Source organism: Lysinibacillus sp. HST-98 (assembly GCF_016757845.1).
Taxonomy (GTDB): Bacteria; Bacillota; Bacilli; order Bacillales_A; family Planococcaceae; genus Lysinibacillus; species Lysinibacillus capsici.
In genome coordinates this window covers 841,874-854,087 of record NZ_JAENHX010000001.1, presented here as the reverse complement: position 1 = coordinate 854,087, position 12,214 = coordinate 841,874, and the positions used below count along the sequence as shown (strand labels likewise).

At 39.2% G+C, this 12,214-nt stretch carries 15 protein-coding genes and 1 tRNA gene; 13 read left to right on the top strand and 3 right to left on the bottom strand.

Going from position 1 to position 12,214, the window contains the following annotated elements; genetic code table 11:
* Positions 1–58 precede the first annotated feature (58 nt).
* The 12 genes from sdhA to JIN86_RS04240 all read left to right on the top strand — a co-directional run bounded on the left by sdhA (position 59) and on the right by JIN86_RS04240 (position 9,612).
* Positions 59–1,813 carry a succinate dehydrogenase flavoprotein subunit gene (gene sdhA, locus JIN86_RS04295; protein WP_004226429.1) on the top strand — a complete coding sequence of 585 codons (1,755 nt, stop codon included), beginning with the start codon at positions 59–61 and terminating at the stop codon, positions 1,811–1,813.
* A 5-nt stretch (positions 1,814–1,818) separates the two neighbouring features.
* Complete coding sequence (gene sdhB / locus JIN86_RS04290) at positions 1,819–2,598, top strand: succinate dehydrogenase iron-sulfur subunit (RefSeq protein WP_004226431.1); 780 nt, start codon at positions 1,819–1,821, stop codon at positions 2,596–2,598.
* A gap of 194 nt (positions 2,599–2,792) precedes the next feature.
* Positions 2,793–3,257 (top strand): acyl-CoA thioesterase, encoded by a 465-nt coding sequence (locus tag JIN86_RS04285; protein ID WP_004226433.1) that lies wholly within the window; start codon positions 2,793–2,795, stop codon positions 3,255–3,257.
* 187 nt (positions 3,258–3,444) lie between these two features.
* Positions 3,445–3,666 (top strand): helix-turn-helix domain-containing protein, encoded by a 222-nt coding sequence (locus tag JIN86_RS04280; RefSeq protein ID WP_004226437.1) that lies wholly within the window; start codon positions 3,445–3,447, stop codon positions 3,664–3,666.
* Between the two features lie 74 nt (positions 3,667–3,740).
* Positions 3,741–4,193, top strand: coding sequence for a MarR family winged helix-turn-helix transcriptional regulator (locus JIN86_RS04275; protein WP_004226439.1), 453 nt, complete (start codon positions 3,741–3,743; stop codon positions 4,191–4,193).
* Positions 4,194–4,203: 10 nt separating this feature from the next.
* Positions 4,204–5,001, top strand: a complete 798-nt coding sequence (gene racE, locus JIN86_RS04270) for a glutamate racemase (protein ID WP_004226440.1) — start codon at positions 4,204–4,206, stop codon at positions 4,999–5,001.
* Positions 5,002–5,133: 132 nt separating this feature from the next.
* Complete coding sequence (gene rph, locus JIN86_RS04265; protein ID WP_004226442.1) at positions 5,134–5,883, top strand: ribonuclease PH; 750 nt, start codon at positions 5,134–5,136, stop codon at positions 5,881–5,883.
* 1 nt (position 5,884) lies between these two features.
* Entirely contained in the window at positions 5,885–6,478 is a 594-nt protein-coding gene (locus JIN86_RS04260) for an XTP/dITP diphosphatase (RefSeq protein WP_202341315.1), read from the top strand.
* 12 nt (positions 6,479–6,490) lie between these two features.
* On the top strand, positions 6,491–6,994 hold the full coding sequence (locus JIN86_RS04255) for a metallophosphoesterase (RefSeq protein WP_202341314.1): 504 nt from the start codon (positions 6,491–6,493) through the stop codon (positions 6,992–6,994).
* A 129-nt stretch (positions 6,995–7,123) separates the two neighbouring features.
* Positions 7,124–8,584: a protein adenylyltransferase SelO gene (locus JIN86_RS04250; protein ID WP_202341313.1), complete on the top strand. Its 1,461-nt coding sequence runs from the start codon at positions 7,124–7,126 to the stop codon at positions 8,582–8,584.
* A gap of 108 nt (positions 8,585–8,692) precedes the next feature.
* Positions 8,693–8,854, top strand: coding sequence for a DUF2639 domain-containing protein (locus JIN86_RS04245; protein WP_004226448.1), 162 nt, complete (start codon positions 8,693–8,695; stop codon positions 8,852–8,854).
* Between the two features lie 59 nt (positions 8,855–8,913).
* The gene (locus JIN86_RS04240; protein WP_004226450.1) at positions 8,914–9,612 is read left to right on the top strand and encodes a YqjF family protein; all 699 of its coding nucleotides are present in this window, start codon (positions 8,914–8,916) and stop codon (positions 9,610–9,612) included.
* Here the strand turns inward: JIN86_RS04240 and JIN86_RS04235 are convergent.
* Together JIN86_RS04235 and JIN86_RS04230 are read right to left on the bottom strand one after the other, a co-directional pair.
* A complete protein-coding gene (locus JIN86_RS04235; protein WP_202341312.1) occupies positions 9,609–10,259 on the bottom strand; it encodes a hypothetical protein in 651 nt (216 codons plus the stop codon). The two genes, JIN86_RS04240 and JIN86_RS04235, sit on opposite strands and share 4 nt — an antisense overlap.
* Before the next feature lie 93 nt (positions 10,260–10,352).
* Entirely contained in the window at positions 10,353–11,099 is a 747-nt protein-coding gene (locus JIN86_RS04230) for an SDR family NAD(P)-dependent oxidoreductase (RefSeq protein WP_202341311.1), read from the bottom strand.
* Between the two features lie 221 nt (positions 11,100–11,320).
* On the opposite strand from JIN86_RS04230, the gene JIN86_RS04225 reads away from it, so the two are divergent.
* A tRNA-Arg gene (locus JIN86_RS04225) sits at positions 11,321–11,394 on the top strand.
* A 170-nt stretch (positions 11,395–11,564) separates the two neighbouring features.
* Here JIN86_RS04225 and JIN86_RS04220 read toward each other — a convergent pair.
* The gene (locus JIN86_RS04220; RefSeq protein WP_269799486.1) at positions 11,565–11,945 is read right to left on the bottom strand and encodes a tyrosine-type recombinase/integrase; all 381 of its coding nucleotides are present in this window, start codon (positions 11,943–11,945) and stop codon (positions 11,565–11,567) included.
* Positions 11,946–12,214: the final 269 nt, after the last annotated feature.

The window sequence follows — 12,214 nt, the reverse complement described above, 5'->3', positions numbered from 1 at the left end:
AAGCTACGATAGAGCACATGCAATCATTGCAATTTTTTAAGAGGAGTGAGAAATAATCATGGCGAAAAGCAAAATAATTGTTGTCGGCGGTGGTCTTGCCGGTCTGATGGCAACGATTAAAGCAGCTGAAGTTGGTACTGAAGTTGATTTATTCTCATTAGTTCCTGTAAAACGCTCACACTCTGTTTGTGCGCAAGGCGGAATTAATGGTGCGGTAAATACTAAAGGTGAAGGGGATTCTCCATGGATCCACTTTGATGATACAGTATATGGTGGGGACTTCCTAGCGAACCAACCACCAGTTAAAGGTATGTGTGATGCAGCACCTGGCATTATCCACTTAATGGACCGTATGGGTGTTATGTTCAACCGTACACCAGAAGGGCTTTTAGATTTCCGTCGTTTTGGTGGTACTTTAATGCACCGTACAGCTTTCTCTGGTGCAACAACTGGTCAACAATTACTATATGCGCTAGATGAGCAAGTTCGTTCTCATGAAGTAGCTGGTTTAGTAAATAAATATGAACACTGGGAATTCCTTGGTGTTATTATCGATGAAGACGGCGTTTGTCGTGGTATCGTAGCGCAAGATATGCGTACAGAAGAAATTAAATCATTCCGTGCAGACGCTGTTATTATGGCGACTGGTGGCCCTGGTATTATCTTCGGTAAAACAACAAACTCTGTTATTAACACAGGTTCTGCTGCTTCTATCGTTTATCAACAAGGTGCTTCATATGCGAATGGTGAATTCATTCAAATTCACCCAACAGCGATTCCTGGAGATGACAAAAACCGTCTAATGTCAGAATCAGCTCGTGGTGAAGGTGGTCGTATTTGGACTTATAAAGACGGTAAACCTTGGTACTTCTTAGAAGAGAAATACCCAGCTTATGGTAACTTAGTACCACGTGATATTGCGACACGTGAAATTTTCGACGTTTGTGTAAACCAAAAACTTGGTATCAATGGCGAAAACATGGTATACCTAGATCTTTCACATAAAGATCCACATGAATTGGACGTTAAACTTGGTGGTATCATCGAAATCTACGAAAAATTCGTAGGGGATGACCCACGTAAATTACCAATGAAAATTTTCCCAGCAGTTCACTATTCAATGGGTGGATTATGGGTTGACTACAATCAAATGACTGAAATTCCTGGTCTATTTGCAGCAGGTGAATGTGATTACTCTCAACATGGTGCAAACCGTCTTGGTGCAAACTCATTATTATCTGCTATCTACGGTGGTATGGTTGCAGGACCAAACGCAGTAGACTATGTAAAACACCTTAAAAAGCATGCTGAAGATCTTCCACAAGAGATTTACGATGCTCGTGTAAAAGAGGAACAAGCGAAATGGGATGCTATCATGAAAATGGAAGGCACAGAAAACGCTTACTTACTGCATAAAGAGCTTGGTGAAATGATGACTGCTACAATGACTGTAGTACGTTACAATGATCAGCTTGAAGATACATTGAAAAAACTTGATGAGCTTACTGAGCGTTGGAACAACATCAACATCAATGATACGCAAAAATGGAGCAATCAAGGCGCACACTTTACACGTCAGCTTAAAAATATGTTAGTGCTTGCAAAAGTAATGACAAAAGGTGCACTATTACGTAATGAATCTCGTGGTGCACACTATAAACCTGATTTCCCTAACCGTGATGATGAGAACTTCTTAAAAACAACAATGGCGAAGTTTGACCCAGCTACTGGTAATCCAATCATCACGTACCAAGAAGTCGACGTTTCATTAATCCCACCACGTAAACGCGACTACTCTGCGAAAGGAGACTAAAAGTTATGCAAATCGCAGCTAATACTGGAAGAATGGTCAAAGTGGAAATCTTACGTCAAGATACACAAGGCGGCAATAGCTACTGGCAAAAATTCCAAGTGCCTTACCGTCATGGTATGAACGTAATTTCAATTTTAATGGAAATTCAAAAAAATCCTGTTACTGAAGATGGTGTAAACACATCACCAGTATCATGGGATATGAACTGTTTAGAAGAAGTTTGTGGTGCATGTTCAATGGTGATCAATGGCCGTCCACGTCAATCATGTTCTACACTAGTAGACCAATTGACAGAGCCGATAAAATTGGAGCCAATGAAAACATTCCCTGTTATTCGTGACTTACAAGTTGACCGTGAACGTATGTTCAACGCTCTTAAAAAAGTTAAAGCATGGGTACCAATCGATGGTACGTATGATTTAGGTGAAGGTCCACGTATGCCAGAAGGTAAACGTCAATGGGCTTATGAACTATCTAAATGTATGACTTGTGGTGTATGTATGGAAGCATGTCCAAACGTGTCTGAAAAGGCTTCATTCATTGGACCAGCTCCATTATCACAAGTACGTCTTTTCAACACTCACCCAACTGGTGCTATGATTAAAGATGAACGTTTAAATGCGATTATGGGTGACGGTGGCCTTGCGAACTGTGGTAACTCTCAAAACTGTGTTGCTGCATGTCCAAAAGGTATTCCTTTAACAACTTCCATCGCTTCATTAAACCGTGCAACTACAGTGCAAATGTTCCGTAACTTCTTCGGTTCTGACCACTACGTAGACTAATATCGGACAAGCGGAACTCCCTTACACTTCGTGTGAGGGAGTTTTTTATAGTTATAGAAATGAAATTTATCAAGTTGTTTATTTACGTTTTTTCTATGATAATATAGCATTTTCTTTTATAATGAATATGTATTCATTTTGTTTGCCGTTGATTGATAAAAGACGGGCAATTACATGACAGGGGATGGTATATCATGAAGGCAAATTATATCGATAATTTTCAAGAGTGGGAAAAGGGTTTTTCATTTTTTAGTGAGGTACGAGTTCGATTTTCAGAAACAGACATGTATGGTCATATGAACAATACGATAAGCTTTACATATTTTGAGCAAGCAAGAATTGATTACTTCCGATATTTAGGAATTTCAATGCCCTCAGTTGGAGAAGAGAATGTGAAATCTATACCAATTGTAGCCGATTTACAATGTGATTATGTAAAGCAGGTTTTCTTTGATGACGTACTACGAATCTATACAAAAATTGCGCAAGTTGGGAATTCTTCGATGGACATTCACTATCTAGCAAAAAATCAAAAGGACGAAATCTGTTTCACTGGTCGTGGAACGATTGTGCAAATGGATCCTCGTACAGGTAAAAGTGTGCCGATTTCAGAGGAAGAAAAAACGAAATTCATTCAGTTGGCCATTCTGCCTCACTAGTTCAACATATAAGTATATGTAAATTCATTGAAATAGTAGGTTTTACTTTTTACGTAAAATTTATGAATGTAACAATGTAATTTTCGAAATTTTTAAGGAAACATGGAATAATCATGCAAATAGCCGTCACCGCTTCCTGCCCCTTAACATAAGTTACAATACGTGCGGGGGAGGAGGGTGTAACTGAATGAATGGCTCTCATCATCGTTCTCTTTTAACAAACCGAGAACGTGAAATATTTGCGCTTTTATTAGCTGAAAAAACAACGAGAGATATTGCAGAGCAGCTTGGTATTAGTGAAAAAACAGTGCGAAATCACATTTCCAATACAATTCAAAAGCTAGGTGTAACGAATCGATCTCAGGCGTTAATTGAGCTGTTACGCTTGGAAGAATTTAAATTAGACTAATGGACACTTGCTATTTCGTGAAAAAAACGACAAAATAGAACTATTCAACGTATTTTTAGGAGTGAAATAGTTATATGTCGGATGAAGTAACAAAGCACTCACCTGAAACCGTTGCAACGGTTGAAAAGGAATTACGCTATATAGCGGCCATCGTGAAGCAAAAGGGAAGAGAAATTGTTTCCGATTATGCGATTACGCCGCCACAATTTGTTGCATTACAGTGGTTAGAAGAGCTTGGTGATATTACAATTGGCGAATTATCAAACCGTTTATATTTAGCTTTTAGCACGACAACAGATTTAGTGGACCGAATGGAGAAAAATGAATTAGTCAAGCGTGTGCGTGATGAAAATGATCGCCGTGTCGTTGTCGTTCATCTTCTCGAAAAGGGCGAACGTATCATTCAAGAAGTTATTGAAAAAAGACAGCAATATTTGCAAGAGATGCTTGTTGGTTTTAATGATCAAGAAGTCGCGCAATTATCGAGCTACTTAGAAAAACTACATGTACACATGAAACAGGATTGAGGCGGAAAGTATGAATGCCCCGATAGGCGTTATTGACTCAGGAGTAGGCGGTTTAACCGTAGCAAAAGAAATCATGAAGCGATTGCCAAACGAAACGATTTATTATATTGGCGATACAGCAAGGTGTCCGTATGGTCCAAGAAGTCGTCAGGAAGTACGGAATTTTACTTGGCAAATGGCAAAAGCACTCGAAAAAATGAATGTTAAGATGCTCGTTATAGCTTGTAATACAGCGACTGCAGTAGCACTCGAAAGTTTACAAAGAAATATGCCTTTTCCAGTACTAGGTGTTATCAATGCTGGCGCACGTGCAGCTGTAAAAAAAACGAAGCGACATGAAGTCGTTGTGCTTGCAACAGAAGGAACAATTAAAAGTGGGGCGTATGAAGAAGCCTTATTGTCACTCAATACGTCAACACATATTATTCCACTAGCTTGTCCCACATTCGTACCACTTGTAGAAAGTGGCGAATATAAAGGTGACTTTGCAAATAATTTAATAGCAGAAGGCTTAAAGCCGTTGAAAAATCGACAATTTGATACGGTTATTTTAGGGTGTACACATTATCCTATTTTACAAAAACAAATTGAAGCTGTTGTCGGAGAAGATGTGAATGTTTTATCTTCTGCGGAGGAAACGGCAAAGGATGTACAGGAAATGTTAGCGTATAATGGCACTTTAGCAAATGCAAATGCGGTGCCTGCTCATAGATTTTTTGCAACTGGTTCTGTTCCAATTTTCCGTTCGATTGCTGAGAATTGGTTAGAGCAAGGTACTCTCGACATAAAACGTATCACATTAAAATAAAAAATCAGCTTAGCAACAGGCTAGGCTGATTTTTGCCGTTTTCAGCATTGTACATAAGCCACCGAGTACTTTTTTGATGGCACAAATTATGATAAGATGAGGGCGCGAAAGTTTTTAGGAGGAGCGAAATATATGACAAGATTTGATGGTAGAAATGCAGATGGGCTACGACCTGTGAAAATAGATAGTGAGTATCTATTACACCCTGAAGGCTCCGTATTAATTCAAGTAGGTAATACAAAAGTAATTTGCACCGCAACGATTGAAGACAAGGTACCTGGTTTTTTACGTGGGCAAGGGAAAGGGTGGATCACTGCCGAGTATTCCATGTTGCCCCGTGCAACCGCTCAACGTACACCACGTGAATCCTCTCGTGGGAAAGTCAATGGTCGTACAATGGAGATTCAGCGCTTGATTGGGCGTGCATTGCGTGCTGTAGTCGATTTAGAGGCGCTAGGCGAACGTACTGTATGGATTGACTGTGATGTCATTCAAGCGGATGGCGGTACTCGTACAGCTTCCATTACGGGAGCATTTGTTGCCATGACACAGGCCATTGCTAAATTTGCTGAAGAAAAGCCATTTGAAAAATTCCCGGTAACAGACTTTTTGGCAGCAACAAGTGTTGGGATCGTCGAAGAACAAGGTGCTATTCTTGATTTAAATTATGTAGAAGATGTGGCTGCAGCTGTTGATATGAACATTGTGATGACAGGCGCAGGACGATTTGTTGAATTACAAGGTACTGGTGAGGAAGCTACTTTTTCTCGTGAAGAACTAAATGAATTGTTAGCATTAGGTGAAAAAGGCATACAACAATTAGTTGAGCTTCAAAAAATAACGCTTGGTGAACTGGCACACAAAGTTGGAGGGAATCAATAATATGAAACAAGTAGTCATCGCCACAAAAAATAAAGGAAAAGCAAAAGATTTTGAAGCATTATTTGGACCACTTGGTTATGAAGTCGTAACAATGTTTGAAGTGGCACCAGATATGGAAATAGAAGAAACAGGAACAACATTCGAAGAAAATGCCATCTTAAAAGCAGAAGCATTGGCGAAGGAGCTTAATACCATTGTTATTGCAGATGACAGTGGTTTAGCAGTAGATGCATTAAATGGTGAGCCAGGTGTGTACTCCGCTCGCTATGCTGGTGACCATGACGATGAAGCAAACATGATTAAACTGTTAGAAAATTTACAAGGTGTCGAAGATGACAAACGTACAGCACGTTTTTGCTGCTGTATTGCAATTGCAGGACCTGAATTCGCAACAACAACGGTATTTGGTACATGTGAAGGCGTCATTGCCCATGAAAAGCGTGGAACGAACGGCTTTGGCTATGATCCAATCTTTTTCGTGCCAAGCTTAGATCGAATGATGGCTGAGCTTTCACCAGAGGAAAAGGGTTCTATTTCTCACCGAGGCAATGCAATTCGCAAGTTAAAGGAGCAATTACCGAATCTTATCAAATAAGAGGTGATATCCATGAAAATGCTTGTTATGAGTGATACACATGGCGATAGCCATGTCATCGAAAAGGTTAAAGGTTTTTATCCTGAAATAGATATTGTGGTTCATTGTGGAGATAGTGAACTCCCCTATTCACATGAGGCATTAGAAGGATTGAAAAAAGTACGTGGAAACTGTGATCGTGAGAAAGCTTTCCCTGAAGAAGAAATTTTCACTGTCCATGATGTAAAGGTTTTTGTGACACACGGTCATTTATTCAATGTGAAAAATTCCATCTTATCATTATCCTATCGGGCTAAAGAAGTAGGTGCACAGATCGTTTGCTTTGGTCATTCACATATTCTTGGTGCCGAAATGATGGATGATATCCTATTTTTAAATCCAGGCAGCTTATTAAAACCACGTGGTCGTAAAGAGAAAAGCTTTGCTGTTGTGGAAATCAATGCGACATCTTTTAAAGTTGATTGCATGACAGATGATAATCAATGTATGGCTACATATACATTTGACCGACAATAATAGAGAAAATCCGCATAACTAGTAAAGTATGCGGATTTTTAGTTGGGCTACTGATAATGGTAAAATTGCCTATGAATGATTCATGCTGAAATAGCAAAAATAAATCGTAAAGGCAATAAAGGAGAGAACATGAAAAAAACAATTGGCTGGCATTTTGATAATAGTTACGTTCAACTACCAAGTATTTTTTATTCCGACATATCGTTAAATCCTGTTTGTTCACCAAAATTGATCTTATTAAATGAGTCAGTTGCAGCCTCACTTGGGTTAGACATTCAGGCTTTAAAGAGTGAGGAAGCATTAGCCGTTTTAGCTGGTAATACAATCCCAGAAGGAGGCGAACCGATTGCACAGGCTTACGCAGGGCATCAATTTGGTCATTTTAATATGCTAGGTGATGGTAGAGCTCTATTATATGGGGAGCAAATTACACCTCAAAATGATCGGTATGATATTGCTCTAAAAGGATCAGGTAGAACACCTTATTCTCGGGGTGGAGATGGGAGAGCTGCATTCGGTCCAATGCTAAGGGAATATATTATTAGTGAAGCGATGTTTGCACTAGGGATCCCCACCTCACGTAGTCTAGCAGTAGTCACTACAGGTGAAATGATTATTCGAGAAACGGAACTACCAGGCGCTATTGTCACAAGAGTTGCAAGTAGTCATTTGCGGGTAGGGACATTTCAATATGCTGCGCAATGGGGGACAGAGGAGGAGCTACAGCTCTTAGCTGATTATGCAATAGAAAGACATTACTCAGCTAATATGGGCAATCAAAATCGTTATCTTTATTTGTTAAATGAAGTCATAAAGAAACAAGCTTCCCTTATAGCAAAGTGGCAGTTAGTGGGCTTTATTCATGGCGTCATGAACACTGATAATATGACCATTAGCGGTGAAACCATTGATTATGGTCCTTGTGCATTCATGGACATCTATGATCCAGCGACTGTGTTTAGCTCGATTGATCGCCAAGGACGTTATGCTTATGGAAATCAGCCTAATATCGGTGGCTGGAATCTAACGCGCTTAGCAGAGTCTTTACTACCTTTAATTGATGATGATCAAGAAAAAGCCATTCAACTGGCACAAGAAACGCTACAACAGTATCCGAAATTATATATAGAAAATTGGTTGGAAGGAATGCGTGCAAAGCTAGGCATTTTTAATGAGGAGCAAGAAGACATCCAGCTTGTTGAAGAGCTTCTTCAGCTTATGCAGCAATATCAAGCTGATTATACGAATACATTTATCACCTTAACGTTTGAGCAATTGGAGGATTCCCCATTATTTAATGCATCAGCTTTTAAAGACTGGCATCACAAATGGCAAGCTCGATTAGCGAGACAGCAGCAAACAAAAGACATGTCACAACAATTAATGCGCCAACATAATCCAGCTGTTATTCCGCGTAACCACAGGGTAGAAGAAGCTTTGGAAGCGGCTGTAGAAAGAGGCGATTATAGTGTGATGAACAACTTACTAAAAGTCCTAGCTCAGCCTTATGCTCATACGAAAGAGCAACAAGAATACGCTTCATTACCGGAACCGACTAATCAACCTTATCGTACGTTTTGTGGCACATAAGTAAAAACGAGAGCTATTTATTCTCTCGTTTTTTATTTGTATAAAGGCACTCTACCGTATTCAAACGCATATTCTATGTATGAATAAAAATAAAGGAGAATAGGGTCGGTGCATAAGTATTCAAAGGGTTGGTTTGTCAAAGTATTACGTGCTCATGGCATAATGGTTCATCCTCAATTTAAAAGTCATTTAGGCTTATATAAAGAATCTGAATTACGAAACTTATATTATCGTTATGTCGAAATAGAGTCTGCTGAGCAAGATCAATAGACCGTTTGTTTGAAGAACTCCTTTCTAGGAAAAACTAGTGATTAGAAAGGAGTTTTACTATGTGGATGATGACTCAAACATGGCAAGATGTTCTATTTTTACATTGGCCAATAGCCCCTCAAGAACTCGAAAAACATGTACCTAAAGAACTGAAGCTCGATCTCTTTGAACAAAATGCTTGGCTTAGTGCTGTCCTTTTTAAAGTTTATCGACATCGGCTACGTTTTCTACCACCTCTTCCTGGGATGACTACCTATTTACAATTGAATGTCCGAACATATGTGGAGTATAACGGCATGAAAGGCATCTATTTTTTTCATTTAGATGTGACGAATTATTTCCTATCAAAAATCACGGCAATAGGTAGCTTGCCATATCGCCATTCCAACATCCTAGTAAAACAAAGAGGGAATCACTATTCATACACAAGCCATTACAAAGCATGCGACGAAAGATTGAGGGTTATTTATACAATAGGAGACAAGACCAATACTAGTTTTGACCGATGGATTGTAGAGCGCTACCATTCATGGGCGAAATGGAAGGATACACTTTTTCGCATTGATATTCACCACTCCCCATGGGAATTAAAAAGAGCCAACGTAACGATTCAAAGCAATACATTAGCCTCTTTTATGAAGGGGAAACTTCAGGGCATGCAGCCTCGTGCTCATTATGCCAAAAACAAAACGGCGAGAGTTTTTCCTCCAGCAGTTGAGCATAAAATGATCATAAATCCATCAAGATTTTTGCATTAAAAGAGGTAACAAAATTGCATAACGATGGCGCTGGCAATCATATCTGACATCGCAAGTGCCTCTGCTTCAATTTCATCAAATACCTCTACATCAGCCTGATAATCTTTTTGTATCATCGTGACAGCCTCATTTTTCGTTAAAGCTAAATGCGTATAAAACATTTTTTGTACGGCCTCTCGACTTAGGTATGGATTGATTGTATGCAAAAAGAAAGCAATATCATCTGCATTACGATACCATTCCCTCTCTTTAGCTTCCGCTGTGGTAGCGTCACCTTTCGCGGCAGCTGTCACTAATTGAGCCGCAATTACCAGATGCTCTTTAATTAAAGCTGCATAACGATTCGCCACGGAGTCACCATAAAAGGGGCGTAAACAATTCCCTAAATCGGTTGCATTGCGTAGTAAACGCTGCTGCACAAAGGGTAAATCAGGCAAATTAAACACAATGCTTATAATAGTCATCCGTGTCCAATTCACATGCTCCATCCAAAGTAAGCGGTTCATAGCCATAAAGTCTGCTTCGCCTTTACTAATACAGCGTCGGTAATCATTTGACTGTAAAAAGTGACGAATTGGAGCCGTATACTGCGTAAAGGGGGCATGATACAGCTGGCTTAATGAAAAACCATTTGAATAGGGGTACAAGGCTTCACTCCTTCTTGTTCTTTCTCCTACAGTAGCATACTCCAAGGAATCTCGGAGTATGAAGAACCAGAAAGAAAAGAAGAGACGACAAAATTACGCCTCATACATCATTTTCTTCGTCATGCCACCATCAACTGTAAGATTAATACCTGTCACAAAGTTATTCATAGGGTTTGTTAAATAGAGACAAGCCTGTGCAATATCTTCAGGCAGACCAACCCTTCCTGACAAATGCTGCGCATGATCGATTGGCCGCAGTGCCTCGTAATCACCTGTTTCAATCCACCCAGGTGAAATACAATTCACCGTAATTTGATCTGGCCCTAAAGATCGCGCTAAAGCATGTGTTAATGCGATGATCCCTCCCTTTGTAGCCGCATAAGCTTCTGTATGAGGCTCTGACATTTCAGCTCGCGTGGAGGCCAGCGAAACAATGGAACCACCCTTTGCATTATGCCGCATCACTTTTGCAGCCTCTCTGGCACAGAAAAAGGAACCCGTTAAATTCGTCTGCAACAAATCCTGCCACTCATCAAACGTCACCTCGTAAGGAGATTGATGCTGGAACTTTCCAGCATTATTAATTAAAATATGAATGGTCCCATATTGCTCAACAGCTCGCTGCATTAAATTGATGATATCCTGTTCCTTTGTCACATCCGTTGGAACAAATAATGCAGAGTAGCCTTGAGCAAGCATATCCTGTTCTAACTGTTGACCTAAGCCTGCATTCAAATCAGCAATCACCACTTTTGCACCTTGTTGTGCATATGCAAGCGTAATACCCTTACCAATCCCTTGTGCACCACCTGTGACCATAACGACTAAATCTTTAAACATCCGCAAACCTCCTACTTTTTTATCGCCAATAGTGTAGCAAATATTTTGCTATCCGTCCTGTTAAGAGGGTGAAGAAATGGTATAATGGATGCTGTAGCAACATATGATATAAAATATGAGGCAAACCTTGCCTACATAGTAAAATTAATGTTGACATTATGCTATAAAGTACATATAATAAATATTGTCCTTCCTATGGTATACATAAGAAACGACATCATGTCTCAGTAGCTCAGCTGGATAGAGCAACGGCCTTCTAAGCCGTCGGTCGGGGGTTCGAATCCCTCCTGGGACGTCAATAGCAAATTAAAGGTTAATTTTTAACCAAATTGAAAAGCGCTTGAAACCTTACGAATACTGGGTTTTGAGCGTTTTTTGTTTATATTGATTTCTTTAAGAATCGCATAGAATAACATAGAAAATTTAAATTAGGTAAACAAAATGTAAACATGATAAACAAAGAAATTAAGATGAATAAACATTAATCGCTATTTCTTCATCACGTTCTTCCATTTCTTTTAATACATGCGAATAGTGATCAAGTGTTGTTTGAATATCTGAATGTCCTAATCGTTTAGAAACAGAATGAATATTAGCTCCTTTATAGATTAAGACGCTTGTATGTGTATGACGTAAACCATGAATGGAAATATGTTCGATTTCTAATACATCTAGTGTTTTTCGTAATAATTTATTAGCACCTTCATTTGTTACTGTTTTAATGGACGATTGTCTATAAAAAACCAGGTTGTTTTCATTTTCAGGAACTGCTAAAATTAGCTTCTTAAATTCATTCATAACTTTCTTATCAATAGATATTTTTCTCTCCGATTGTTCATTTTTTATTGGTCCGAATCAGTTCCTCTTTTATAGTCCAATGCTCAATCAACTTTTATTTGATTTAGCTTAAAGACGATCTGGAGTTAGTCCAGTTAACTCGCCAAACCTTAATCCTCATACAAACCCAATAAAATTAAATGGTATGTGCTTGTGGAAGGCGATTAAATAATTCTTTGTATAATTTGACACTATCATTGTAGTTCAAATGTTGATCTTCACTCTTAGCATTATTAGAAGCGTTTAATTCCACTTTGCGAGTGAAGTCTATTGTTAAT

Coding starts and splice junctions, on each gene's coding strand:
- JIN86_RS04275 (WP_004226439.1), top strand. CDS start 3,741: ATGTCGGATGAAGTAACAAAGCACTCACCTGAAACCGTTGCAACGGTT.
- rph (WP_004226442.1), top strand. CDS start 5,134: ATGACAAGATTTGATGGTAGAAATGCAGATGGGCTACGACCTGTGAAA.
- JIN86_RS04280 (WP_004226437.1), top strand. CDS start 3,445: ATGAATGGCTCTCATCATCGTTCTCTTTTAACAAACCGAGAACGTGAA.
- JIN86_RS04285 (WP_004226433.1), top strand. CDS start 2,793: ATGAAGGCAAATTATATCGATAATTTTCAAGAGTGGGAAAAGGGTTTT.
- racE (WP_004226440.1), top strand. CDS start 4,204: ATGAATGCCCCGATAGGCGTTATTGACTCAGGAGTAGGCGGTTTAACC.
- JIN86_RS04230 (WP_202341311.1), bottom strand. CDS start 11,099: ATGTTTAAAGATTTAGTCGTTATGGTCACAGGTGGTGCACAAGGGATT.
- sdhB (WP_004226431.1), top strand. CDS start 1,819: ATGCAAATCGCAGCTAATACTGGAAGAATGGTCAAAGTGGAAATCTTA.
- sdhA (WP_004226429.1), top strand. CDS start 59: ATGGCGAAAAGCAAAATAATTGTTGTCGGCGGTGGTCTTGCCGGTCTG.
- JIN86_RS04255 (WP_202341314.1), top strand. CDS start 6,491: ATGAAAATGCTTGTTATGAGTGATACACATGGCGATAGCCATGTCATC.
- JIN86_RS04250 (WP_202341313.1), top strand. CDS start 7,124: ATGAAAAAAACAATTGGCTGGCATTTTGATAATAGTTACGTTCAACTA.
- JIN86_RS04260 (WP_202341315.1), top strand. CDS start 5,885: ATGAAACAAGTAGTCATCGCCACAAAAAATAAAGGAAAAGCAAAAGAT.
- JIN86_RS04240 (WP_004226450.1), top strand. CDS start 8,914: ATGTGGATGATGACTCAAACATGGCAAGATGTTCTATTTTTACATTGG.